General features: G+C 69.0%; 21 protein-coding genes. 14 read left to right on the forward strand and 7 right to left on the reverse strand.

Annotation, left to right across the window (positions count from 1 at the left end):
* The first annotated feature begins 37 nt into the window (after nt 1-37).
* From ASC59_RS12230 to acs, 5 genes are all read left to right on the forward strand, one after another.
* Entirely contained in the window at nt 38-526 is a 489-nt protein-coding gene (locus tag ASC59_RS12230) for a GNAT family N-acetyltransferase (protein WP_055823501.1), read from the forward strand.
* Nucleotides 527-615: 89 nt separating this feature from the next.
* Entirely contained in the window at nt 616-1,461 is an 846-nt protein-coding gene (locus ASC59_RS12235) for an ABC transporter ATP-binding protein (protein WP_055823507.1), read from the forward strand.
* 99 nt (nt 1,462-1,560) lie between these two features.
* A complete protein-coding gene (locus tag ASC59_RS12240; protein ID WP_055823508.1) occupies nt 1,561-2,619 on the forward strand; it encodes an aliphatic sulfonate ABC transporter substrate-binding protein in 1,059 nt (352 codons plus the stop codon).
* A 77-nt stretch (nt 2,620-2,696) separates the two neighbouring features.
* Nucleotides 2,697-3,602: an ABC transporter permease gene (locus tag ASC59_RS12245; RefSeq protein ID WP_082513652.1), complete on the forward strand. Its 906-nt coding sequence runs from the start codon at nt 2,697-2,699 to the stop codon at nt 3,600-3,602.
* Between the two features lie 137 nt (nt 3,603-3,739).
* Nucleotides 3,740-5,722 carry an acetate--CoA ligase gene (acs, locus tag ASC59_RS12250; RefSeq protein ID WP_055825425.1) on the forward strand — a complete coding sequence of 661 codons (1,983 nt, stop codon included), beginning with the start codon at nt 3,740-3,742 and terminating at the stop codon, nt 5,720-5,722.
* A 378-nt stretch (nt 5,723-6,100) separates the two neighbouring features.
* Here acs and ASC59_RS12255 read toward each other — a convergent pair whose 3' ends face one another.
* Nucleotides 6,101-6,862, reverse strand: coding sequence for a DNA alkylation repair protein (locus ASC59_RS12255; protein ID WP_055823511.1), 762 nt, complete (start codon nt 6,860-6,862; stop codon nt 6,101-6,103).
* A gap of 66 nt (nt 6,863-6,928) precedes the next feature.
* Nucleotides 6,929-7,465, reverse strand: coding sequence for a hypothetical protein (locus ASC59_RS17520; RefSeq protein WP_055823515.1), 537 nt, complete (start codon nt 7,463-7,465; stop codon nt 6,929-6,931).
* A 273-nt stretch (nt 7,466-7,738) separates the two neighbouring features.
* Between ASC59_RS17520 and ASC59_RS12265 the strand changes: the two genes are divergently transcribed.
* A complete protein-coding gene (locus tag ASC59_RS12265; RefSeq protein WP_055823517.1) occupies nt 7,739-9,181 on the forward strand; it encodes a DUF6421 family protein in 1,443 nt (480 codons plus the stop codon).
* 125 nt (nt 9,182-9,306) lie between these two features.
* Here ASC59_RS12265 and ASC59_RS12270 read toward each other — a convergent pair whose 3' ends face one another.
* Complete coding sequence (locus ASC59_RS12270) at nt 9,307-11,466, reverse strand: M1 family metallopeptidase (protein WP_055823519.1); 2,160 nt, start codon at nt 11,464-11,466, stop codon at nt 9,307-9,309.
* 211 nt (nt 11,467-11,677) lie between these two features.
* Complete coding sequence (locus tag ASC59_RS12275) at nt 11,678-12,973, reverse strand: MFS transporter (RefSeq protein ID WP_055823522.1); 1,296 nt, start codon at nt 12,971-12,973, stop codon at nt 11,678-11,680.
* A 103-nt stretch (nt 12,974-13,076) separates the two neighbouring features.
* On the opposite strand from ASC59_RS12275, the gene ASC59_RS12280 reads away from it, so the two are divergent.
* The 6 genes from ASC59_RS12280 (at nt 13,077) to ASC59_RS12305 (ending at nt 19,523) form a co-directional block, all read left to right on the forward strand.
* On the forward strand, nt 13,077-14,705 hold the full coding sequence (locus ASC59_RS12280) for an FAD-dependent oxidoreductase (protein WP_055823525.1): 1,629 nt from the start codon (nt 13,077-13,079) through the stop codon (nt 14,703-14,705).
* Between the two features lie 33 nt (nt 14,706-14,738).
* A complete protein-coding gene (locus ASC59_RS12285; RefSeq protein WP_055823528.1) occupies nt 14,739-15,125 on the forward strand; it encodes a phage holin family protein in 387 nt (128 codons plus the stop codon).
* Between the two features lie 67 nt (nt 15,126-15,192).
* Nucleotides 15,193-16,587 (forward strand): sensor histidine kinase, encoded by a 1,395-nt coding sequence (locus tag ASC59_RS12290; RefSeq protein WP_082513653.1) that lies wholly within the window; start codon nt 15,193-15,195, stop codon nt 16,585-16,587.
* Entirely contained in the window at nt 16,584-17,303 is a 720-nt protein-coding gene (locus ASC59_RS12295; protein ID WP_055823531.1) for a response regulator, read from the forward strand. The genes ASC59_RS12290 and ASC59_RS12295 overlap by 4 nt, the downstream gene beginning before the upstream one ends.
* Before the next feature lie 226 nt (nt 17,304-17,529).
* Nucleotides 17,530-18,414 carry an ABC transporter ATP-binding protein gene (locus tag ASC59_RS12300; RefSeq protein ID WP_055823534.1) on the forward strand — a complete coding sequence of 295 codons (885 nt, stop codon included), beginning with the start codon at nt 17,530-17,532 and terminating at the stop codon, nt 18,412-18,414.
* Nucleotides 18,411-19,523 carry an ABC transporter permease gene (locus tag ASC59_RS12305; protein WP_055823537.1) on the forward strand — a complete coding sequence of 371 codons (1,113 nt, stop codon included), beginning with the start codon at nt 18,411-18,413 and terminating at the stop codon, nt 19,521-19,523. Before ASC59_RS12300 ends, ASC59_RS12305 begins: the two co-directional genes overlap by 4 nt.
* Before the next feature lie 94 nt (nt 19,524-19,617).
* Here the strand turns inward: ASC59_RS12305 and ASC59_RS12310 are convergent, their stop codons facing one another.
* A complete protein-coding gene (locus ASC59_RS12310; protein ID WP_082513654.1) occupies nt 19,618-20,238 on the reverse strand; it encodes a TetR/AcrR family transcriptional regulator in 621 nt (206 codons plus the stop codon).
* A gap of 80 nt (nt 20,239-20,318) precedes the next feature.
* On the opposite strand from ASC59_RS12310, the gene ASC59_RS12315 reads away from it, so the two are divergent.
* Entirely contained in the window at nt 20,319-21,389 is a 1,071-nt protein-coding gene (locus ASC59_RS12315; protein ID WP_055823543.1) for a threonine aldolase family protein, read from the forward strand.
* A gap of 137 nt (nt 21,390-21,526) precedes the next feature.
* Nucleotides 21,527-22,117 carry a nitroreductase family protein gene (locus tag ASC59_RS12320; RefSeq protein WP_055823545.1) on the forward strand — a complete coding sequence of 197 codons (591 nt, stop codon included), beginning with the start codon at nt 21,527-21,529 and terminating at the stop codon, nt 22,115-22,117.
* A 225-nt stretch (nt 22,118-22,342) separates the two neighbouring features.
* On the opposite strand, the gene ASC59_RS12325 is transcribed toward ASC59_RS12320, so the two are convergent.
* Both ASC59_RS12325 and ASC59_RS12330 read right to left on the reverse strand, forming a co-directional pair.
* Nucleotides 22,343-22,810: a heme-degrading domain-containing protein gene (locus ASC59_RS12325; RefSeq protein WP_055823547.1), complete on the reverse strand. Its 468-nt coding sequence runs from the start codon at nt 22,808-22,810 to the stop codon at nt 22,343-22,345.
* The gene (locus ASC59_RS12330; protein ID WP_055823551.1) at nt 22,807-23,856 is read right to left on the reverse strand and encodes a zinc-dependent alcohol dehydrogenase family protein; all 1,050 of its coding nucleotides are present in this window, start codon (nt 23,854-23,856) and stop codon (nt 22,807-22,809) included. The genes ASC59_RS12325 and ASC59_RS12330 overlap by 4 nt, the downstream gene beginning before the upstream one ends.
* Nucleotides 23,857-23,977: the final 121 nt, after the last annotated feature.

Raw genomic sequence — 23,977 nt, forward strand, 5'->3', positions numbered from 1 at the left:
GCCTTCAGCGACCGCCGACGTCGAACAGAATGGAGCCATGAACCCCGCGGCATCCGTCACCCTGGTCGACAAGACACCGGAGCAGCTCGCCGAGTGGCTGCCGCTGTCGATCTCGCTCTACGAGCAGGCACGCATCGATGCCGGCGACACCCCTGAGGCAGCCGCAGCCGCCGCGGCCGGCTCCCGGGCGCGGTTCTTTCCGGGCGACAAGCCCGCCGAGGGCCACCGCATCTTCACCATCACCGTCGGCGCCGAGCACGACGGCAAGGACGCCGGCTGGCTGTGGATCGGGCCGACGGGCGAGGGCTCCAACGGCGACTGGTGGATCTGGGACATCGAGGTGCACGAGGCCTTCCGGCGTCGCGGAATCGCCGAGGCGGCAATGGAGCTCGCGGAAGACGTCGCCAGGGCCGCCGGAGTCGGCGCCATCGGGCTCAACGTCTTCGGAGGCAACGACACCGCGCGCCGGCTCTACGACCGCGTCGGGTACGCCGTCACCAGCGTGCACATGCGCAAGACGCTCTAGCGAGGCGCACTGCGACGTCGGGCAACGCACTGTTACGTCGTGTCTCGCCGACCCGGCGGGTGCCTGCATACGGTGGGTAATTTCGGAGGATGTCCTCCGATTCCGTGACTCCCGCGACGCCCGCCGGCGTTGCGGTGTCAGTCGAGTTCGCAGGGGTCGGGCGGGCATTCGATCCCACGAGACCGGTGCTCGCCGACGTCGACCTCCGCGTGGAGCCCGGTGAGATCGTCGCGATCATCGGGGCGAGCGGATGCGGCAAGTCCACCCTGCTGCGCATCGCCGGCGGACTCGACACCCAGACCTCGGGCAGCGTCAGGATCGACGGCACACCCGTCGCCACGTACGACGCCCGCACCGCCGTCGGCTTCCAGGAGCCGCGGTTGCTCCCCTGGCGCAGCATCGCCGACAACGTCGCACTCGGCGTTCCGCGGGGCACTGCCAAGGGCGCCGCTCGATCCGGGGTCGCGCACCTGCTCGAGCTCGTCGGCCTCGCGGATGCCGCCACCCAGCGGCCGCGGGAGGTCTCGGGTGGCATGGCCCAGCGGGCGTCGCTCGCCCGCGCATTGGCCCGGCGCCCCGGAGTGCTGCTGCTCGACGAGCCGTTCGGAGCGCTCGACGCCCTGACCCGCCTGAAGATGCAGGACCTGCTCCTCGACATCCATGCGACCGAGCCCACCACAGTGCTGCTCGTCACCCACGACGTCGACGAGGCGCTGCAGTTGGCAGACCGCATCGTGCTCCTCGGACGGGCCGACGGCGATGCCGCGGCATCGGTGCTCGAGACCGTCACCGTGCCCGGGCGCCGTCCGCGCGACCGCGGCTCCGCGGAGCTCGCCGAGCTGCGCGCCCGCCTGCTCGCTGGCCTCGGCATCGATCGGCACGGGCACGCGCGGGGCATCGCGAGCAGCACCACCATCCCCGCTTTCCCGTACTGAACACGCACCAGGACTCACATCACCGAAGCATCAGCACTCCGGCACCACAGCACCTCCCTGCACCACGTCCCCGTTTCACAGCACCAGGAGAGATACGCCATGACCTTCCTTCGCAAGACATCAACGACCGCGGCCATCGTCGCCGCAGCGGCATCCGTCGCTCTCATGCTCACCGGATGCGTCGCCGGTGAGGGCTCGGCGGCAGCACCGGCCGAGAGCAGCTCGACCGACGGCGACGCCGTCGTCACCCAGGGCGGAACCCTCAACATCGACTTCGCCACCTACAACCCGCTGAGCCTCGTCATCAAGGACCAGGGCTGGCTCGAGGACGCCCTGGCCGACCAGGACATCACCGTCAACTGGGTGCAGTCCGCCGGCTCGAACAAGGCGAACGAGGCCCTGCGCGCCGGCGCCATCGACGTGGGATCGACCGCGGGCTCGGCTGCTCTGCTCGCCCGTTCGAACGGTTCGCCCATCCAGGTCATCGACATCTACTCGCAGCCCGAGTGGTCTGCCATCGTGGTCGGCAAGGACTCGCCCATCACAGACGTTGCGGAGCTCAAGGGCAAGCAGGTCGCTGCGACCAAGGGCACCGACCCGTACTTCTTCCTGCTGCAGTCGCTCGAGGAGGCCGGCCTGACGGCTTCCGACGTGACGGTGCAGAACCTGCAGCACGCCGACGGCTGGGCGGCGCTGCAGAACGGCTCCGTCGACGCGTGGGCGGGGCTCGACCCGATCATGGCCGGCGCCGAGGAGTCGGGCGCGCAGCTCATCTACCGCAACGTCGACTTCAACAGCTATGGCTTCCTCAACGCCACAGAGTCGTTCCTCGAGTCCAAGCCCGATGTCGCCCAGACCGTCGTGAACGCCTACGAGCACGCTCGCGCGTGGGCGCTCGAGAACCCCGAGAAGACCGCTGAGATCCTGGCATCCGTCGCCGGACTCGACCCGGCCGTGGCCACCAAGGTCATCTCGGAGCGCTCGAACCTCGACGTCGACAACGTTCCCGGCGACGCCCAGATCGCGGTGCTGACGACCATCGGCCCCGTGTTCGTCGAGAACGGCGACGTGCAGACCCAGAAGCAGGTCGACGACGCCATCGACACCATCGTGAACGACACCTACGCGAAGGCCGCCGACGCCGACGCGATCGGCTAGCCACCGGCTCGTGCGGGGCACCGCCCGGTGCTCCGCACGAGCCAGGTACGAGTTCCCGCACCCGAGAGGAGAGACCGATGAGCTATCAGACCGATGCCGATGCGCCCACGCAGGTGGTCGCTGGAGTCTTCGGCAGCTCCTTCGCCGAGCGACCCGCCGCTCCGGATGCCGGCATCCGACGGCCCCAGCGCGAAACCGATCCGCGGCCGAACGGGCGCAGGCGCCTCACCAACCGGCGCTGGTTCGTGATCGTCGGCGGCGCCATCCTTCCGGTGCTCATCCTCGCGGCCTGGCAGGTGGCATCCACGACCGGGCTGGTGCCGATCTCGCAGCTTCCGTCGCCCGAGATGGTGTGGCTCTCCGCGGTCGACCTCGCCCAACGCGGACTGCTCGGACTCTACGTGGCGATCTCCACCCAGCGCGTGCTGCTCGGCTTCGCCATCGGCGGGGCGCTCGGCCTCCTCATCGGAGCCATCGTCGGCCTCTCGCGCCTGGCCGACATCCTGCTCGCTCCCACGCTCGGCGCCATTCGGGCCGTGCCGTCGCTCGCCTGGATCCCGCTGCTCATCCTGTGGTTCAAGATCGGCGAGGAATCGAAGATCATCCTCATCGCGATCGGCGCATTCTTCCCCGTGTACACGATCGTCGCGTCCGCCCTGCGGCACGTCGACCGCCACCTCATCGAGGCCGGCCGGGCCTTCGGCCTCAGCGGCGTTCGGCTGTTCACGACGGTGCAGCTCCCCGCCGTGGTTCCGTCGGTCATCTCGGGACTCCGCCTCGCCCTCGCCCAGTCCTGGCTGTTCCTCGTGGCCGCCGAGCTCATCGCGTCGTCGATGGGGCTGGGCTTCCTCCTGCTCGATTCCGGGCAGAGCGGACGCATCGACCGCATCTTCCTCGCCATCATCCTGCTCGCCCTCCTGGGCAAGCTGACCGACGCTCTGGTCGGCCTCTTCGAGAAGTGGGCGGTGCGCAAGTGGGCGTAGACGACCTCACCGCCGCCGCCGCCGCCCGCCCGGCCCCGTCGCTGGAAAGCGAGGACTTTCGGGCCTCCGGGCTCGATTCCGAGCCGCTCGGGCCTGTTTCCGCGAGAAGTTCCTCGCTTTCCAGCACGTCGGCGACGATCAGCGCCCTCCTCGACGAGCAGCGCCGGTTCCCGGCAGCGGCGGAGTTCGCCGCACAGGCGAACGTTCAGCACTCCGAGTACGAGCGGGCGGCATCCGACCCCATCGCCTTCTGGGCCGAGCAGGCCGAACGCCTCGACTGGGCCGAGCCCTGGCACACGGATCACAGCTGGGAGCCCGCGGTGCCGGATGCCGCAGGCGAGCTCTCGGTCCCGCGTGCCGAGTGGTTCTCGGGCGGACGCCTCAACGTCGCCGTGAACTGCGTCGACAGGCACGTCGACGCCGGCCACGGCGAGCGCATCGCCCTCCACTTCGAGGGCGAGCGCGGCGACCGCCGTTCCCTCAGCTACGCCGAGCTGCAGCGCGAGGTCGCTCGAGCAGCCAACGCCCTCACCGCCCTCGGCATCACGCAGGGCGACCGTGTGGTCGTCTACCTGCCCGTGCTGCTCGAGACCGTGATCGCCACCCTGGCCATCGCGCGCATCGGAGCCGTGCACTCCCTCGTCTTCGGCGGCTTCTCGGCCGAGGCCCTCCGTTTCCGGGTGGAGGACACCGGGGCGAAGCTGCTCATCACGACCGACGGCCAGTTCCGTCGCGGCCGGGCCGTGGCCGTCAAGGAGGCCGCGGATGCCGCCGTCGCGGGTGTCGCGTCGATCGAGCACGTGCTCGTCATCCGCCGCACCGGCGATGAGACGCCCGACATCCCGTGGACCGAGGGCCGCGACGTCTGGTGGCACGACGTCGTCTCAGCGGCATCCGACGTGCACACGCCCGAGTTCTTCGACGCCGAGACTGCGCTGTTCATCATCTACACGAGCGGGACGACGGGGAAGCCCAAGGGCCTCGTTCACACGAGCGGCGGCTACCTCACGCACGCGTCGTACACGCACTGGGCCGTCTTCGACGCCAAGCCCGAGACCGATGTGTACTGGTGCACTGCCGACCTGGCCTGGGTGACGGCGCACAGCTACGTGCTCTACGGTCCACTCTCGAACGGCGTCACGAGCGTCATCTACGAGGGAACGCCCAACACGCCTCATCCGGGGCGGCACTTCGAGATCATCGAGCGGTACGGCGTCTCGACGTACTACACGGCGCCCACGCTGATCCGCAGCCTGATGACCTGGTTCCCCGACGGTGTTCCGGCCGCGCACGACCTGTCGAGCATCCGCCTGCTCGGATCCGTCGGCGAGGCGATCAATCCCGAGGCCTGGATGTGGTTCCGCGACACCATCGGCGCCGGTCGTGCGCCGATCGTCGACACCTGGTGGCAGTCGGAGACCGGTGCGGCCATCATGGCGCCGCTTCCCGGGGTCTCCACGTTGAAGCCCGGATCCGCCCTGCGAGCGTTGCCGGGGCTGCGGGCATCCGTCGTCGACGAGAACGGCGCCGAGGTCGAGCGGGGAACCGGCGGCTATCTCGTGATCGCGGGCACCTGGCCCGGCATGGCCCGCACGATCTGGGGCAACCCCGAGCGCTACCGCGACTCGTACTGGGCGCGTTTCGCCGAACAGGGCCTGTTCTTCTCCGGCGACGGCGCCAAGTACGACGCCGACGGCGACATCTGGCTGCTGGGACGCGTCGACGACGTGATCAACGTGTCCGGCCACAGACTGTCGACGATCGAGATCGAATCGGCGCTCGTCGCGCACCCGGCCGTAGGCGAGGCCGGTGCTGTGGGGGTGACGGATGCGCTCACGGGCGAGGCTATCGCCGCCTTCGTCGTGCCGTCCTCCGGTGCGCTCGATGACGCCGAGCTGCTCGACGAGCTGCGCCGCCATGTGGCGCACCTCATCGGTCCGATCGCCAAGCCGCGCGACATCGTGCTGGTGCCCGACCTGCCGAAGACCCGCTCGGGCAAGATCATGCGGCGCCTGCTCGTCGACATCGTGGATGGGCGCCCGCTCGGGGACACCACGTCGCTGCAGGACGAGAGCGTGCCGGGTCGCATCGCGGAGCTCGTGGCTGCCACCGGTCGCTGAGTCCCACCGTTGGGGTCCCCTCCCGTTGGTCGAGTRGCGACCGMGCGCAGCGAGGACGCGTATCGAGACCACCTGTCACGCCCCCGTTGGTCGAGTAGCGACCGCGCGCAGCGAGGACGCGTATCGAGACCACCTGTCNGCGCAGCGAGGACGCGTATCGAGACCACCTGTCACGCCCCCGTTGGTCGAGTAGCGACCGCGCGCAGCGAGGACGCGTATCGAGACCACCTGTCAGGCGGCAGGATGCTGGCGCCGCTGCGGGAACGGTCGGAGAATGCGATCTCGATACGGCTGCTCGCTCCGCTCGCGGCCTACTCGATCAGCGAGGTTTGGATGCGGCCCCCTCGATCAGCGGGGTTGGGCTCGCGGCCCACTCGATCAGCGGGCGTGCGTACGCGGCACGGCCCTGTAGTGCGCGCGCTGCTCCGGGGCGAGGTGCTCGGTGGCGTAAGAGAGCGCCTTGCGCGGCATCCGCCCGGCGTACTCGTCGAGGAAGCCGATCAGCAGCTCGCGATCGACGCGCTTGCCGACCTCGCGCAGCATCCAGCCGACGGCCTTGTGCATGAGATCCTCGGTGTCGCCGAGGAGCAGGGGCGAGAGCTCCAGTGTGGTCGATGCGTCGCCGCGGTTGATGAATCCCTGTGTCGCGATGATGGCCACGCGGCGTTCCCAGAGCACGGGGCTTCCCGCGAGCTCGAACAGCACGTCACGTGAGCGGTCGAACAACCACCCGCCGAGGATAACAGCGGCCGATGAGTCGACGAGGTCCCAGTTGTTCACCCGGCCACGATGCACCGCCGCCAGATACCAGTCCGCGAGCTCGGCACGCCGCGTCTCGTCGCGCGAGCCCGTCCGCGACGCGCGCTCGAACCTGTTGCCTGCGATGATCAGGCCGGTCAGGCGGTGTTCGTGCACCTCGGAATCGAGCAGCACTTCGAGCTCAGCCAGCGGCAGCGACGGGACGAGCTTCGCCACCCGGCGCTGAGCCGGAACCGTGACGCCGAGGAAGACGTCACCCGCGCCGTACTGGCCCGGCGCCGTCTTGAAGAAGCCCTGGCTGCTCGCCGCTCGTGCGGGATCGGCGAGCTCGGCCAGTGCAGAGACCACGACGGCCGCGGTCTGGGGTACGGCATCCGTCATGCCAGCGGACTCTACCGCTGACGGATGACGCACCGCAGTCCGCGGCCGTCGAGAGTGCGGTGCCGACTAGCGAGCGGCCGGCGCCTCGGGCTCGGCCGGCTCGGCCGGAGCCGCGGCGGGCTCGGCGGGCTTAGCCGGAGCGGCAGCGGGCTCGGTCACGATGGCGGGCTCGGCGTGAACGGGAGCGGCGGGTGCAGCGGCAGCCGGGGCGGCGGGCGCAGCAGGCGCAGCGGCCTGGTCGAGCTGGAGTTCGTCGATGCCGTCGACGTCATCGTCGAGGAACTCCTCGTCGAGGATCACGTCCTCGACCACGACGTCACGGCGGAAACCGTTGAGGCCGATGAGGATGCCGATGGCGGCGAGGGAGATGACGACGCCGATGATTCCGGCGGAGAGGATGGCGGAGGCCACACCGATGGCGGACTGGCCGCCGTAGACGTCTGTCGCCGTGGCGGTCTGGCTCTCGAGCGCCTTGCTGAGGTCGGCCAGGCCGGTGGTCGTCTGCACGTAGCCCACCACGGCCGCAACGAGCGCAAGCACGAGGGTGATGATCGGCAGGGCGAGCTTGGCCGGCGAGATGCTGCTGGAGCGGGGAGTTGACACGAAACGAACCTCTGACTTCTTCGAAGGGTTGTGGATGCGGGCCACGTTAGGCACGCACGCTATGACCAGCCTATGAGCAAGCTGTGAAGCGACCCCGCCATGACAGCACATGACGCTCCGCCGCATCCGTTGCGCGCAGCAGCGGGAATCCGCTCGCCACTCGGAACGCACGCAGTAAAGCCGCGTCGACCCTCAAGAAAACGCCCGGTCAGCCCGTCTAGCCTTGGATGAGCGGGGATTCCCCTGCGCGCCCAGAAGGATCGGAGGTTCACATTGTCCAACGCCACGCTGTCAACGCAGGCCGTCATCGGAGAGCCCGAGGTCCTCGAGGATGTGCGCCACCTCGCCGCGGAGGTCGAGACCCATCCCGCCTGGCTCCGCCTGAAGGATGCCGCGACCACACTGCAGACCCTGCAGGTCAAGGACGGTTCGGTTCCGGATGCCGAGGCTCACGCGCACGCTCACGGCCTGGTGTCGATGCTCACGAGCGCCGTGACCGAGCTGGCCCCGGCCTTCCCGCACGACGCCGCCTATCTCGACGCCCTCGTCGTGGACTTCGAGCGCTGGGCCGCCGAGGGCTTCGGCGTTCCCGACTTCCATGACTCGCTGATGGCGTTCCAGCCGCAGCAGCACCGCATCGACGGCCTGCGTCACCTCGTCGTCTTCCCGATGTACACGCAGAACGGCTCGACCAACCGCTTCGTCGAGGCCGTACTGGTCGAGGTCATCTGGCCCGAGTTCATCTCGGCGCTCGAGGCCGGCGACTACGGGAACAAGCTGTTCGTGCCCATCCGCTTCGTCGACTTCACGCCCGGTTACGACACCAACTCGGCGGTCCTGTTCCCCGAGACCGTCGCCATGCGCGCCATCCCCACGTTCACGTGGGGCGCGATCTTCCAGGACCGCGAGGCAGCGCGCTACCGCCGCGTCGTGCGGGCGGCATCCGAGATCACCAAGCTCGACCTGCCCGATGATGCCGCGGCCATGCTCGACGACCAGCGGCTCACGGAGGAGACCTTCGTGATGTGGGACCTCATCCACGACCGCACGCACATGCGCGGCGACCTGCCGTTCGACCCGTTCATGATCAAGCAGCGGATGCCCTTCTTCCTCTACTCGCTCGAGGAGCTGCGCTGCGACCTCACGGCGTTCCGGGAGTCGGTGAAGATCACCCGGGCACTGCGTGCACGCGTCGCCCAGGGGGAGACTCTCGGCGAGATCGACGCCGAGACGCTGCACCATTCGACGCTGGTTCAGTACGCGGTGATCTTCGACCGCATCTTCCGCTTCTCGATCACCGGCTCGCGCGTGCGCAACTACGACGGCCTCGGCGGTCAGTTGCTGTTCGCCTGGCTGCACCAGCACCACGTGCTGCACTGGACCGACACCCAGCTGACCTTCGACTGGGAGGCTGTTCCGGATGCCGTCGTCGCTCTCGGCGACGCCATCGACGAGCTCTACTGGAAATCGATCGACCGCCCGAAGACCGCGCACTGGCTCGCTGCCTACGACCTCGTTGCCGGGGTGCTGACGCCGAACCCGGCGTCGAACTGGGCCCGTGGGCTGCCGCTCGAGGTGCTCGCCGGAGCTCCGAAGGGCTACACCGATCTCGTGCTCGACGACGAGTTCCCGCTGTCGATGTTCTTCGAGGCGCTCGACAAGAAGATGAAGACCGTCATCGAGTCGACCGTCGGGATCACGGCCGCCACGGCCTGACCGGCACTCGCCGCCCGCTGAGCGAGTAGCGACCGACGAAGTCGAACGCGTGTCGAGATCACGCCCCCTCCGTGGATTCCGCGGTGGGGCGTGGTCTCGATACGCCTGCTTGCTTCGCTCGCGGGCTACTCGACCGGCGACTTGCGCTGCTCCGGATGCGAGGGCGCGAGCAGCTTCACGTGAGCGCCCGGCGCCCCGAAGGTGCGCGCATCGGCTGCCGCATCCGGTGCCGCTGGCTTCTCACCCGTGAACAGCCAGGCGTCGAAGAGACCGCCGAGGTCCGCGCCTGAGACCGACTCGGCGAGCGCGATGAACTGCGCCGTCGTGCCGGTGCCGCCCGAATGCTCCCGCGTCCACGTCTGCAGGATGTCGAAGAAGGCATCGTCGCCGACGGTGAGTCGCAGCGCGTGCACCGTCATGGCACCCCGGTCGTAGACCTCGCCGTCGAAGATGGCGTCCGGTCCCGGATCACCGATGGTGAGGCTCCAGAACTCGTCGTCGGAAGGTATCGAGTACAGGTCGTCGAAGTACGCCTGCGGATCTGCGTAGCCCTCGTGCTCGGCCCACAGCCATTCGGCGTAGGTGGCGAAGCCCTCGTTCAGCCAGATGTCGCTCCAGCGCTTCAGCGCCACGTCGTCGCCGAACCACTGGTGAGCCAGTTCGTGCACGACGACACCGTCTCCCTGCTCCGGCGCGCCGCTGAAAAAGGACTGGTCGTAGATGGGCCGGGTCTGGTTCTCGAGAGCGAAGCCGAGGCCTTGGGCGTCGTCGACGATCCCACCGGCCTCGTCGAAGGGATACGGGCCGAACTGCGCCGCCAGGAAGCCGATGACCTCGGGCTCCCGGGCCAGACTCGCGCTGACCTGCTCGCCGACCGGGGCAGGCCCTTCACTCGTCGCGATCCAGTCGTTGAGGTTGCCGGGGCTGCCCTCTGGCGCGCCCGGAACAGTCCAGCCGTCGAGCGGGTCGGCATCCGCCTCGAACGAGGTCGTCCCCTGCCCGCCGGGGCCGGTGACGTCGTCGAGAGCCACGCCGTCGCCCTGGAAGGTGTAGTCGCTGACGGAGGCGATCGACAGGTCGATCGACTGGCCGGCGTAGTCGCCGAGATCGATCGTCCAGAGTTCCCAGCCGTCGCCCGATCCCGTTGCGGCCGACCAGGTGCCGGTGGTTCCCGAGGGCAGGCAGGCGTCGCCCGAGCCGTCGTCGCCGAGGTAGTGGGCGAGGAACGGATGCTGCGCGAGAAGGTCGGCGCAGCCCGAGTTCCCGGCATCCGGGGTCGTGATACCGGATGCCTCGGGCAGTGTGGTCCAATCGTCGGTGCCGGTCGGAGCAGCCTCGACGAAGGTGAAGTCCCAGCCCTGCTCGACCGAGCGGTCCATCCAGAAGGTCAGCGAACCACCCGCGGCCGGGACTGCGATGGTGCGGCCGAGCCGCTTGTAGGCGTCGTCGGCCCTCTGGGTGTAGGCGAAGGCCGTGCCGGTGCGGGGAGTGACCGGCGCCGCGAACAGGTCGGGATCGATGGCGTCGAGGTAGTGGATCCCGGCGACGTCGCGTTGATCGATGTCGAACTGGCCGATGGTGGCCGTCGCCAGGTAGCTGGCCATGGGCTCGTCGACATTCCAGACCCACTGGTCCTTGTTCCCGATGCGCCCGTGACCCAGCAGCTTGCCGTTCGAGATCGCCTCGACGCCCCGGGGGACCGTGATCCGGATGGAGTACAGGGCCTTGTCGGCCGGGTGGTCGTTCGAGGGGAACCAGCTCGCCGCCACGAACGGCTGGCCGGCTACGAGGGTGCCGTCGTCGGTGTTGAAGAAGCCGGCGGTTCCGAGGACCGAGTCCTCGTAGAGCTGCGGGACGCCGGCATAGGAGACCGTCGTGAAGAACGGGAACCCCTTCCGGAGAGTCGAGGCCGGCGTCACCACGAGCTCGTCGCCGGAACGCTTCCAGGTGGCCTTCCTCCCGTTGACCGTGATCGACTTCACGCTCAACCCGTGCAGATCGAGGTCGAACCGGCTCAGGTTCTGCGTCGCCTTGGCCGTGATGAGCGCGTGCCCGGTGAGCAGATCGGTCGATGGGACGTAGTCGATGTTCAGGCCGTAGTGCTTCACGTCGTAGCCGCCGTTTCCCGACAGCGGGAAGTACGGGTCGCCGATGCCCGGTGCACCAGGGCTCGGTTTCGCGGCGATCGGAGCGCTCGACGGAGCCGCCGAGGCCGCAAGTGCCGGGGTGATCGCCAGCGCCGCGCCGGCGAGGATGGCGATGAAGGGGAGCGTGCGATGAGACATCGGAATACCTAGCAGTCGTCGGGCGGGAGACCGTACCAGCCCATGGTGGACCTGTTGAGGAATCCTCACAAGGGCCGGTTGCCGTCAGCGCGTGATGACGTTCTGGAAAGCGAGGAACTTCTCGCGAAAGCAGGCCCGAACGACTCGAAGGCGCGCCGGAAACGCGGAAAGTCCTCGCTTTCCAGCACGAGGCCGGCGGCGGCGCGGGGCCTCAGGGCTGCGGCACCGCCGGGTCGGCATCAGCGACAGGCCCTGGGTCGGCATCCGACACCGAGGCCGCCGTGTCCGACGGATCGTTCTGGGCCCGGCTCGCGACCAGGAACGGAATCGCGGCGAGTTCGATGACGCCGCCGATCACGAGGGACGTGCCGTAGCCCCACAGGTCGGCCGCCCGACCGAGGGCCGGCTGGATGACGACGCCGCCGGCGCTGCCGAACAGGGAATCGAACGAGAGCACCGTGGCGCGCTGCTTCGACGGGATCATGCCGTTGAGGTAGGCCTGGCGCACCGGGCCGACGACGGCGAAGACGAAGCCCCAGAGCACCAGCAGCACCAGGGCCAGCCAGAAGATCGAGTTGAGGCCCAGGGCGATGAGCAGGCAGACACTGGCGACGGATGCCGAGATCACGACGGTCGTGCGCTTGCGGACCATGCCGCGCACTCGCGGGGCGAGCACGCCTCCCGCCACCTGCGCGAGCGAGAGGATGGCGGCCGCGAGACCCGCGATCCCGTAGGCGCTGGTGTCGCCGTAGAGCTCGAGCAGGTACGGCTGCAGTGCGTAGAAGGCGTAGATTCCGACGCCAGACGCGAAGGGCGCCGCCAGGATCATGAAGCGCACCGATCGCTTCTTCAGGCCGTACTGGATGGATGCCCGCAGCACGGTGCGGGTCGCCAGGATCGGCCCTTCCGAACGGTCGGGCGTGAAGCCGAGATCCTTCATCACCAGCGCAGCCACGATGAACATGATCACGAGCACGACAGCCCGGAGCACGAAGGGCACCCCGAGGTTCGTCAGCTGCGCGATGAAGCCGCCGAGGACGGAGCCCGTGAACATGGCGATGCCCGTCACGATCAGCCCTCGCCCGAACACCCCCTCGAGAGAACCGGTGAACCCCGTGAACGCGAGCGCATCCACCAGCCACGCGTCCACGGCACCCGAGAAGAAGGTGAATCCGAGGCCGAGCAGCACCGACACGATCGCCCACCAGACGAAGGGGGCGTGCCACACCCAGAGCATCCAGTACATGGCTGTCGTGATGGCGAGTGTCACCGTGCCGAGCAGGTACGAAGCCTTGCGCCCCACAGTGTCGGCGACCACTCCGGTCGGCACCTCGAACAGCACCATGCCGGCAGTGAAGAAGGCGTTGGCGGCGAATGCCTCGAAGTTCGTGAGACCGGCGTCGAGCAGGAACAGGGTGTTGATGCCCCAGATGAGCGATGCCGCCAGGGTATTGCCCAGCATGAGAACCAGGTAGATGCGCTGGACGCGGCGGGCGGCGGGGTTCATTCTGCCCATGGTCCACCCGATACGGCCTCTTCCGCTAGTGCGCCGCGGATGCAGGCAGCTGATCTCGTTGACGGCATCCGCCTCGGCCCGTTAGCTTCGGCCCATGATCTCCGTCGACGAACTCCGCCAGCTCTTCGGCCCCGTGGGAACCGAAGCGCTGGAATACCTGGCCGGCGTGGTGGAGGACATCCACGTGCCATCCGGAGAGTACTTCGCGCACGAGGGCGACGAGCGAGCACTCTTCATCGTGGTGGACGGCCGCGCCGAGATCACCAAGATCGTCAACGGACGGGAGCGCGTGATCGGCGTGCGGGAGCCCGGGCAGTTCTTCGGCGAGGTGCCGATGACGTTCAGCACGCAGTTCCCGGCGAGCGGCCGCACCACGCAGGCGTCGCGCATCATCAAGCTCGACGTGAGGGCGTTCTATACGCTGGCTGCGATGGCTCCGTCGGTTCCGCAAAAGGTGGCCGTCCTCGCTCGACGATACGTCGACTCCCTGCAGGAACTCGCGGCCGAGAAGCCGGCCATCGAGGTGCGCCTGATCGGGCCGCGCTTCGACGCCCGGCTGCACAGGGTCGCTGGATTCCTCACGCGCAACCAGGTGTCCTACGAGCGGGTGGTGCTCGACGCGGCCGTCGCCGGAGCGAGCTATCCCGTGGTCGAGTTGGCGAATGGCGACCGCCTGATCGCCCCCGAGATGCGCGACCTGGCCATCGCCGTGGGGCTCACCGTCGAGCCGACGGCCACGGACTACGACGTCGTGATCCTCGGCGCCGGCCCGGCCGGCCTGACAGCCGCGGTCAACGGCGCCGCCGAGGGCCTGCGCACCGTGGTCATCGAATCCCTCGCCCCGGGTGGCCAGGCCGGCACCTCGACCCGCATCGAGAACTACACCGGCTTCCCCTATGGCATCTCGGGCGACGACCTCGCCAGCCGGGCGCTCGCCCAGGCCCGCCGGTTGGGTGCGGAGATCGTGGTCACACGCACGGTCGAGGCGCTGCGGCCCGACAGCAACGAGATCGTGCTCGACGGAGGTGACGTGTTGCGCTCCCCCGTCGTCATCGTGGCCACCGGAGTCGACTGGAGAACGCTGCCTCTGCCCGAGGTCGAGCACTTCCTGGGCAACGGGGTCTATTACGGCGCAGCGCGCAGCGACTCTGCTCTCGCACAGGGTGCAGAGGTCTGCATCATCGGTGCGGGCAATTCGGCCGGCCAGGCGGCGATCTTCTTCTCGCGGCACGCCCGCTCGGTCACCATGCTGGTGCGCGGTCAGTCGCTCGAATCGAGCATGTCGCAGTACCTGATCGATCAGATCGGTGAGACCGACGCCATCAGCGTCGAGACGCGCAGCGAGGTGGTCGCGCTGCACGGCGAGTCCAGCCTCACCGGTGTCGACGTGATCGACCGGGCATCGGGCACGACGACCCGCAGGGCCTTCTCGATCGTCTTCGTGATGATCGGCGCCGACGCCTCCACGGAGTGGCTCCCGGCAGCCGTCGCCTGCGACGCCGACGGTTTCATCCTCACCGGACCGGATGCCGCAGACTCGCCGGAGTGGACGGGGCGACGTCGCCCCTTCGCCCTCGAGACCAGCGCCCCGGGAGTCTTCGCCATCGGCGACGTCCGCTCCGGGTCGGTCAAGCGGGTGGCGGCAGGAGTCGGCGAGGGCGGGATGGCGATCGCGATGGTGCACCAGTACCTGGCCCTCCAGCGGGCGGCCGAACCGGCGTAGCGGTCGCGGGCGTCGAGCCGCTACCGTCATCACATGGTGCGAATCCTGATCCGAGCGGCGATCTTCCTCGGGAGCGCGGCGCTCGGCCTGCTTGTGGCCTCCTTGATCATCCCCGACTTCCACCTGCATACGGCCGGATTCTTCGTGGCCATCGTGGTGTTCGCGCTCGTGCAGGCGCTCGTCGAATGGCTCGTGCGCAAGCTGACGTCGCGTCAGGCGCCTGTCGTCGCAGGGATCGCCGGCCTCCTGTCGACCTTCGTGGCCCTGCTGGTCGCATCGCTGGTCACCGACGGACTGAGCTTCGACGGCGTCTTCGCATGGATCCTGGCCACAGTCATCGTCTGGGTCATCACCGCCCTCGCCACCTGGCTGCTGCTGAAGTACGTGCTCCCGGCGCCGAAGACGGCATCCGCTCGCTGACCGCTGAAGGTCGCCTCTCCCCCGCGCGACGGATGGCGCCCCACCGCCGTTTCGCTAGCGTGAAGGCATGAGCTCCTCCACCGCAGCGCCCACCGCCGGCCCCGGAGCGCCCGCGGTCATCGAGGGCGTCGAGTGGGTGCGTCCCAGGCCGGACACCCACGGCTACAGGAACGACGCGATCCTGGCCCTGGTTCTGCTCGTCGGGAGCGCCGTGAGCCTGGTCTTCTACAGGGCGAGCGGCACCTACGCCGACGAACCGTGGTGGCTGGCTCTGCTCTGGGCTGCCGGAATGAGCCTGCCGCTCGCCGCACGCCGCCGGTTCCCCGAGATCATCGCCGTCGTGGTGAGCATCGTCTACGCCGCGGGCGTGATCGGGCAGGTCGCCGAGCTGCTGATCAGCCAGATCGTGCTGTTCATCTCCGTGTACACGGTGGGGGCGTGGGGGCGCAGCCGCCTGCTCGCCAACATCACGCGCGGACTGATCGTGGTGGGCATGTTCGCCTGGCTGTTCTGGCAGCTCATCTTCTTCTCGGCCGTGCAGGACTACCTCCCCGACCTGGAGCGGTCGACCGACGGGGACGGCTTCATGTCGCCCTACATCGCCTTCGGCGCCATCCAGATCTTCACGAACCTCCTGTTCTTCTGGGGCGCCTGGTACTTCGGCGACTCCGCCTACCGCGCCGCCAGGGAGCGGGCCGCCCTCGCGCAACGCACGGCCGAGCTGGCCGGAGCCCGCGCCCGGGCCGAGGGGCAGGCCGTCGCTCTCGAGCGGGTGCGCATCGCCAGGGAGTTGCACGACGTCGTCGCCCACCACGTCTCCGTCATGGGGGTTCAGGCCGGGGCGGCACGTCGCGTCGTCGCGACGGATCCCCGGGCGGCATCCGATGCCCTGAGCGCCATCGAGGACAGCGCGCGCTCAGCGGTCGACGAGCTCCACCGCCTGCTCGGGACCCTGCGCGACGACAGTCTCGACACCGGGGCGGTCGCGATGACGGATGCCGCCAGCACGCACGGGCTGGCTCAGCTGCCGGCGCTCGTCGGCCAGGCCGAGGCGGCCGGACTGCCGGCCGCCTTCACGGTGATCGGTGCCGAACGCCCGGTGCCGGCGACGGTGGAACTCACCGCATACAGGATCACGCAGGAGGCACTCACGAACGCGCGCAAGCACGCCGGCGCCGGGGCGACGGCCGATGTGCGACTGCGCTATCTCGACGACGCTCTCGAGCTCGAGGTCGCGAACACCGGGCTCTCCACCGCGGCCGGGCGGGCGCACGTTCGCGGCGGCACGGGGTCCGGTCTCGGCATCATCGGCATGCTGGAACGCGCCGATGCCGTCGGCGGCGTCGTCGAGGCCGGGCCGCGCAGCCGAGGCGGCTGGCTCGTGCGAGCGCGCTTCCCTCTGGGGATCGGCGTGGGCGCCGGGGCTGAGGCCGCGGCATCCGGACGCGAGGGCGGCGCATGATCCGGGTGCTGATCGTCGACGACCAGGCTCTGGTGCGCGGAGGATTCCGCACCATCCTCGCCTCGGAGCCGGGCATCGAGGTCGTGGGCGAGGCCGCATCGGGCGCGGAGGCCGTCGAACGCACCCGAGAGCTGCGCCCCGACGTCGTCTGCATGGACGTGCAGATGCCCGGCATGGACGGCCTCGAGGCCACCCGCATCATCACGACGGATGCCGCACTGCACTCGGCGGTGCTCGTGCTCACAACCTTCAACCGCGAGGACTACCTGTTCACGGCGCTGCGGGCCGGAGCCAGCGGCTTCCTCCTCAAGAACTCCACGCCCGAGGACCTCATCGAGGCCGTGCAGGTGATCGCGCGCGGCGAGGCGCTGCTCTCGCCCGCCGTGACCAGGCGTGTGATCGCCGCGTTCGGAGGCGGGAGCGGAGGCGGGGACGGGGGCGCCTCGAGCGGCGCATCCGTTGAGATTCCGCATGCCCCGGAACCGCCGACCACGCGGTCTGCGACACCGGCGACGCCGCTCACCGACCGTGAGCAGGAGGTGCTGGTGCTGCTGGCCGAGGGGCTCTCGAACGCGGAGATCGCCTCCCGCATCTTCGTGGGCGAGGCGACGGTGAAGACCCATGTGTCGAAGGTGCTGCAGAAGCTCGGCCTGCGCGACCGGGTGCACGCGGTCGTCTACGCCTACGAGAACGGCGTGGTGCGGCCCGCCGAGTAGCGCGGCGGGCCGCGCCGAAGCCGGCTTTCCTTTACAGGACCACGAGCAGGATGCCCGGCGCACAGCCCTCAACGTGCTCCTCATCCTGTGCACTGACGCGCTCCTGTGAACTGCCGCGCTCGAAGCGTCGACCTCCGCCGCACGGGTGATACCGCCGCCCAGATCGAGGATGCGAACCATCCGTGAGACGGATGCGCACGCCGTACGGCGTCCGTAGCGTTGAGCCATGCTCGAACTGACGCACATCACCAAACGCTACGGCGAACGCACCGCTCTCGACGACGTGAGCTTCACGGTCGGCGACGGCCGGATGACCGGCTTCGTCGGCGGCAACGGCGCAGGCAAGACCACGGCCATGCGCATCATCCTCGGGGTGCTCGGGGCCGACGCTGGCACCGTCACCTCCGACGGGTCTCCACTCACGGCCGTCGACCGGCGCCGCTTCGGCTACATGCCCGAGGAACGCGGCCTGTACCCGAAGATGAAGGTGCTCGAGCAGATCGTCTACTTCGGCCGGCTGCACGGCTGGAATCCGGCATCCGCTCGCCGCAACGCCCTCGACCTCCTCGAGCGGCTCGGGCTCGCCGAGCGCATCGACGACACCGTCGAGAGCCTGTCGCTCGGAAACCAGCAGCGCGCCCAGATCGCCGCGGCGCTCGTCCACCACCCGGATGTGCTCGTGCTGGACGAGCCGTTCTCCGGCCTCGACCCCATCGCCGTCGAGGCCGTCCAGGCGGTGCTGACCGACTACGCCGGTCAGGGAGCGCCCGTGCTGTTCTCCTCCCACCAGCTCGACATCGTCGAGCGGCTCTGCGACGACCTGGTGATCATCGCCGACGGACGCATCCGCGCCGCCGGACCCCGTTCCGAACTGCGCGACATCCACGCACCGGCCACCTACGAGCTGCTGCTCGACAGCGACGTCGGGTGGCTGCGCGGCCTCCCCGGCATCCGGGTGATCGAGTTCGACGGCGGCTATGCCCTGTTCGAGGCCGAGACGGATGCCGCCCGCCAGGCGGTGCTGCGTGAAGCGCTGACGCACGGCGACGTCGTCAGCTTCGGTCGTCAGAAGGTCACCCTGGCCCAGATCTTCAAGGAGGTCGTGCGATGAGCACCACCCAGAGCACCACCAGAACCACCGACTACACGGCGCCATCGCTCGGGTCGAGCATCGCCCTCGTCGCGGGTCGCGAGATCCGCATGCGCCTGCGCAGCAAGGCGTTCCTCATCTCGACCGGCATCCTCATGCTGGCCGTGCTCGCATCGGTGCTGTTCGGCAGCATCGCCAGCGCGAACCAGTCGGAGCCGAAGGTGGCCGTGATCGGCTCGGCCGCGCAGCTCGTCGGCGAGACCAAGCTCGACGTCGTGCCTGCCGATGACCGGGCCGCCGCCGAGAAGATGCTGCGCGACGGGGACATCGAAGCCATCGTCGTGCCGGGATCGGGCGGAACCGGGGTGACCGTCATCGGCTACGACTCCATCCCCAATACCGTCGTCTCGACGTTGAGCGTTGCTCCGGGCGTCGAGTTGCTCGACCCGAACGCGCCCGATCCGTTCCTCACCTACATCGTCGCTCTCGGCTTCGGCCTGGTGTTCTTCATGTCGGCCATCACCTTCGGCTCGACCATCGCGCAGAGCGTCGTCGAGGAGAAGCAGACCCGAGTGGTCGAGATCCTGCTGTCGACGGTTCCCGTGCGGGCTCTGCTCGCCGGCAAGGTGATCGGCAACAGCGTGCTGGCCATCGGCCAGATCGTCGCGATAGCGGTGATCGCCATAGGCGGGCTGATGGTCACCGGCCAACGCGTGCTCATCGGCGGCCTCGGCGAGTCGGTGGTCTGGTTCGTGATCTTCTTCCTGGTCGGCTTCGTCATGCTCGCCGCCCTCTTCGCAGCCACAGCGGCGCTCGTGTCCCGTGCCGAAGACGTGGGCAGCGTCACCTCTCCGGTGACCATGCTGGTGATGATCCCGTACTTCCTGGTGATCTTCTTCAACGACAACGCCACGGTGCTCGCCATCATGAGCTACATCCCGTTCTCGGCTCCCGTCGGGATGCCGATGCGCATCTTCCTCGGACAGGCGGAATGGTGGGAGCCGTTCCTGTCGCTCGGCATCCTGCTCGTCACGACGGCCGTTGTGCTCTGGATCGGCGAGCGCGTCTACTCCAACTCCCTGCTCAAGATGGGCGGCCGCGTGAAGCTGGCCGACGCGATCAAGGGCTGAACGTCCGGCCGGATTCGGGGGAATCCGTCCGGCGGCTGCGATCCCTCGGGGGAGGGCTGCGGCCGGTCGGCTGGCGGTCGGGGAGACCCGGCCGTCAGCCGAGGCGCGGCAGCACGTCGGCGATGAGGCTGCCGAGCCTGGCCTGGTCGAGGGGCGGCTCACCGCTCTCGATCGACCGGGCGATCGCCTGCCCGAGGAACCGCATGGCCCCGGCCACGATGTTGGTGATGAAATCGGTCTGCAGGGCGAGGTCGGCTGCATCGAGCTCCGGATGCTGCCGCGTGAGCCTGGCGCCGATGAGCTGACGCAGTTCCGTCTCGATGCCGGCGAGCCGTTCCATCTGGCGGGCCAGCAGCTCGGGGTGCGACGAGATCGCCCGGATGCGGTCGGCGAACATCTTCTCGTCGTCGAACACGAACTCGGTGTCCACCCGGATCAGCGCGATCGCCTCGGCGAGGAAGGGGCCGGTCGAATCGGCGAAGGCGCGAGCCCTGGCGGCGTCGACCTCGGGCAGCGCATTGCCGAGGAGGGCGGCATCCTTGGTCTTGAAGTAGTTGAAGAAGGTGCGCTGCGAGACCTTCGCGGCGTCGCAGATCATGTCGACGGTCACGTCGGCATAGCCGTGCGCCAGCACCAGGGCGATCGCCGAACCCTCGATGGCTCGGGCGGTGTCGGCGCGCGAGCGACGCCGTGTCCCTGCATCCGTCGCCATCATCCGCCTCACGTCCGCGCCACGAGGCGCTGCCCCAGCGTACCCAGTCACGAGGCACTCGACGTCGATGGGAGGATGGACGGGTGACTGAAACGCTCCACGACCCGAACATCCGCGGCTTCGCCTCCGACAACTACTCCGGCGTGCACCCGGAGATCCTCGAGGCCATCGCGGCCGCCAACGGCGGCCACCAGATCTCCTACGGCGAGGACGCCTACACGGAGCGGTTGCAGGAGGTCTTCGCCCAGCACTTCGGACCCGGGGTGCAGGCCTTCCCGGTGTTCAACGGCACGGGGGCGAACGTGAACGCCCTGCAGTCGATGCTCCCCCGCTGGGGCGCCGTGGTCTGTGCATCGACCGCGCACATCAACACCGATGAGAATGCAGCCCCCGAGCGCATCGGCGGCATCAAGCTGCTCACGGTCGACACCCCAGACGGCAAGCTGACCCCCGAGCTCATCGCCCAGCAGGCATGGGGCTGGGGAGACGAACACCGCGCACAGCCCCTCGCGGTCTCGATCACTCAGTCGACCGAACTCGGGACGCTGTACTCGGTCGACGAGATCGCGGCGATCGCCGAGTACACCCACATCCACGGCATGAAGCTGCACATGGACGGAGCCAGGCTCGCCAACGCGGCAGCCGCGCTCGACCAGGACTTCCGCGCCTTCACCCGCGATGCCGGAGTGGACATGCTGAGCTTCGGCGGCACCAAGAACGGCCTGATGTTCGGTGAGGCCATCGTCGTCCTCGACCCGGCCGCATCCGACGGACTCATCTACCTCCGCAAGATGAACATGCAGCTCGCCTCGAAGATGCGCTTCATCTCGGCGCAGTTGATCGCCCTCCTCGAGGGAGACCTCTGGCACCGCAACGCCTCACAGGCGAACGCCATGGCGGCGCGCCTCCGCTCCTCCATCGAGGCGGGCGTGGCCGATGGGAGCATCCGCGGGGTCTCGTTCTCGCAGGCGACGGAGGCCAACGGCGTGTTCGCGATCCTCCCCGACGGCGTGGCCGACAGGCTGCGGTCGCAGTTCCGGTTCTACGACTGGGACGCCGCGAAGAACGAGGTGCGCTGGATGTGCGGCTTCGACACCACGGAGGCCGACATCGACACGTTCGTCGCGGCGATCGCCCGGGAGACCACGGCGTAGTCTCGCGCCGCCACCGGCGCTGCCGGTGGGGTGCCGTTCCATGCGCACTCATGGAATAAGCAGCGGCGCGTGGTGTTGTAGAGCGTGGGACAGCGTCGCCCCGGCCCATTCGCATCCACTGGAAAGCTGCTCTCCCGATGACTCTCATCACAGACACCTCGCGTCACGCCGACACCACGGCTGCTCTCATCACCCCGCTCGTCGAGCGCTGGAGCCCGCGCGCGTACGACCCGACAGCGGTGGTCGATCCCGCCGCCCTGCACTCCATCCTCGAGGCCGCCCGCTGGGCCCCCTCGGCCAACAACGTGCAGCCGTGGCGCTTCGTCGTGGCGAGCCGGGGAAGCGACGTCTTCACCACGGTGCACGAGAACCTCATGGGCTTCAACAAGGTCTGGGCGGACTCGGCAGCCGTTCTCATCGTGAACATCGCCGAGATCATCGACCCCGAGGGCAAGCCGCGCCCCTTCGCGCGCTACGACCTCGGCCAGGCCGTCGCCCACCTCACCGTGCAGGCGCAGCACGAGGGCCTGCACACCCACCAGATGGGCGGCATCGAGATCGCCGCGCTGCACGAGGCCCTCGGTCTCGAGGAGCGCTTCGAGATCGTCTCGATCACGGCTCTCGGCGTGCTCGGCGACGCCGCGTCGCTTCCCGACGCCCTGCGTGAGCGCGAGGTCGCTCCGCGCACGCGCCTGTCGCTCGACGAGATCGTGCTGAAGTCCGCGTAAGCCGTGTCGCTGATCGAGTAGCGCCCGACGAAGTCGGCCGCGTATGTCGCCGATCGAGTAGCGCCCGACGAAGTCGGCCGTGTATCGAGATCATGGTTTCGATACGCGTCGACTTCGCCGGCGCTACTCAACCACCGGGGTACGCGTCGACTTCGTCGGCGCTACTCAACCACCGGGGTGCGCGTCGACTTCGTCGGCGCTACTCAACCACCGGTGCTGCGCGCGCTAGAGCCGGTGCGCGGCCAGCAGGCTCCGCAGATGCTCGACCACGAGCGCGTGGTCGTCGCGCTGCGGCAGTCCCGACACTCCCACGGCACCGATGATGCCGGCGTTCCGGATGCTGATCGGCACGACGCCGCCGTGCGCCGCGTACTCCCGCGGGTCGAGCCGCGAGTCGACGTCGAAGTTCTTGCCGCCCTCGCGGAACATCTCGCCGACGGCCATCGACGCGCGGCCGTAGCGCTGCACCACGCGGTACTTGCGTTCGAGCCAGACGTCGTTGTCGGCGTTCGCCCCGGGCAGCGCCGCATGGAACACCCGCTGGGGGCCGAACCAGACGGCGATGGCGACGGGCAGCGCCGCCTCGTGCGCCGCAGCACGGATGCCGCTGCCCAACGTCCACGCATCGTCGTGAGTGAACGAGGCGAACTGGAGTTCCTGCTCCTGGGCGAGGAGATCGTCGTAGAAGCTCATGGGCGCAGCATCACCTTCGTGGCGCGGCGCTCGTCCATCGCGGCGTAGGCCTCTGCGGCATCCGTCAACGGGAGCGTCAGGTCGAACACCAGACCCGGGTTGAGCTTGCCGGAGAGCACGTCGGGCAGCAGCTCGGCGATGTAGCCGCGCACGGGCGCGACCCCGCCGTTCACGCCCACGTTGCGGCCGAACATGCTGCGCACGGGAAGCTCGGGGCCGCCGTTCGGAACACCGACGTAGCCCACCATGCCGCCGGGACGAGTCGAGCGCAGCGCCTGGTCCATCGACTCCTTGGTGCCGACGCACTCGAGAACCTGGTCTGCCCCGATGCCGCCGGTGAGCGCCTTGACGGCCTTCACGCCGGCGTCCCCGCGCTCCTCCACGATGTGGGTGGCGCCGAACTCGCGGGCGATGGCCTGGCGGTCGGCGTGCCGCGACATCGCGACGATCGTGGTGGCGCCCAGGCGCTTCGCCGCGAGGATGGCGCAGAGGCCGACCGCTCCGTCTCCCACGACGGCCACGACGGATCCCGGACCGACGCCCGCCGACACCGCCGCGTGATGCCCGGTGCCGAATACGTCGCTGAGGGTGAGCAGGCTCGGAATGAGGGCCTCGTCAGGCTGCTCCTCGAGCGCGAACAGGGTCCCGTCGGCGAGGGGCACGCGGATGCGCTCGCCCTGCCCGCCGTCGGCGAACCCGCCGACCCTGTCGTCGCCACCCCACCAGCCGCCCTGCAGGCACGAGGTGCTGACGCCGTTGAGGCAGTTCACGCAGGTGCCGTCGCAGACGTAGAACGGCGCGATCACGAAGTCGCCCGGCTTGATCCGGGCGACGTCCGGGCCCACCTCCTCGACGATGCCGACGAACTCATGACCGATGCGGTGCGGTTCGTCTGTCGGGGTCACTCCCCGGTACGGCCAGAGGTCGGAGCCGCACACGCACGCGGCGACGACGCGCACGATGGCGTCACCGCCCGTGGAGAGAACGGGGTCTGCGACCTCTTCGACCCGGATGTCACGTTCGCCATAGATGAGGGTAGCCAGCATGTCTCGAGCCTATGCCTCCGACGCGGGTCACCGAGGGTCGGGGCGACGGATACGAGCACGGATACGGCCGACGGGTGCCGGGACTCGGCGCACTGCTGGCACCGTGTCGGCGGCATCCGCA

The organism is Leifsonia sp. Root1293, from assembly GCF_001425325.1.
In the GTDB taxonomy this organism is placed as follows: Bacteria; Actinomycetota; Actinomycetes; order Actinomycetales; family Microbacteriaceae; genus Orlajensenia.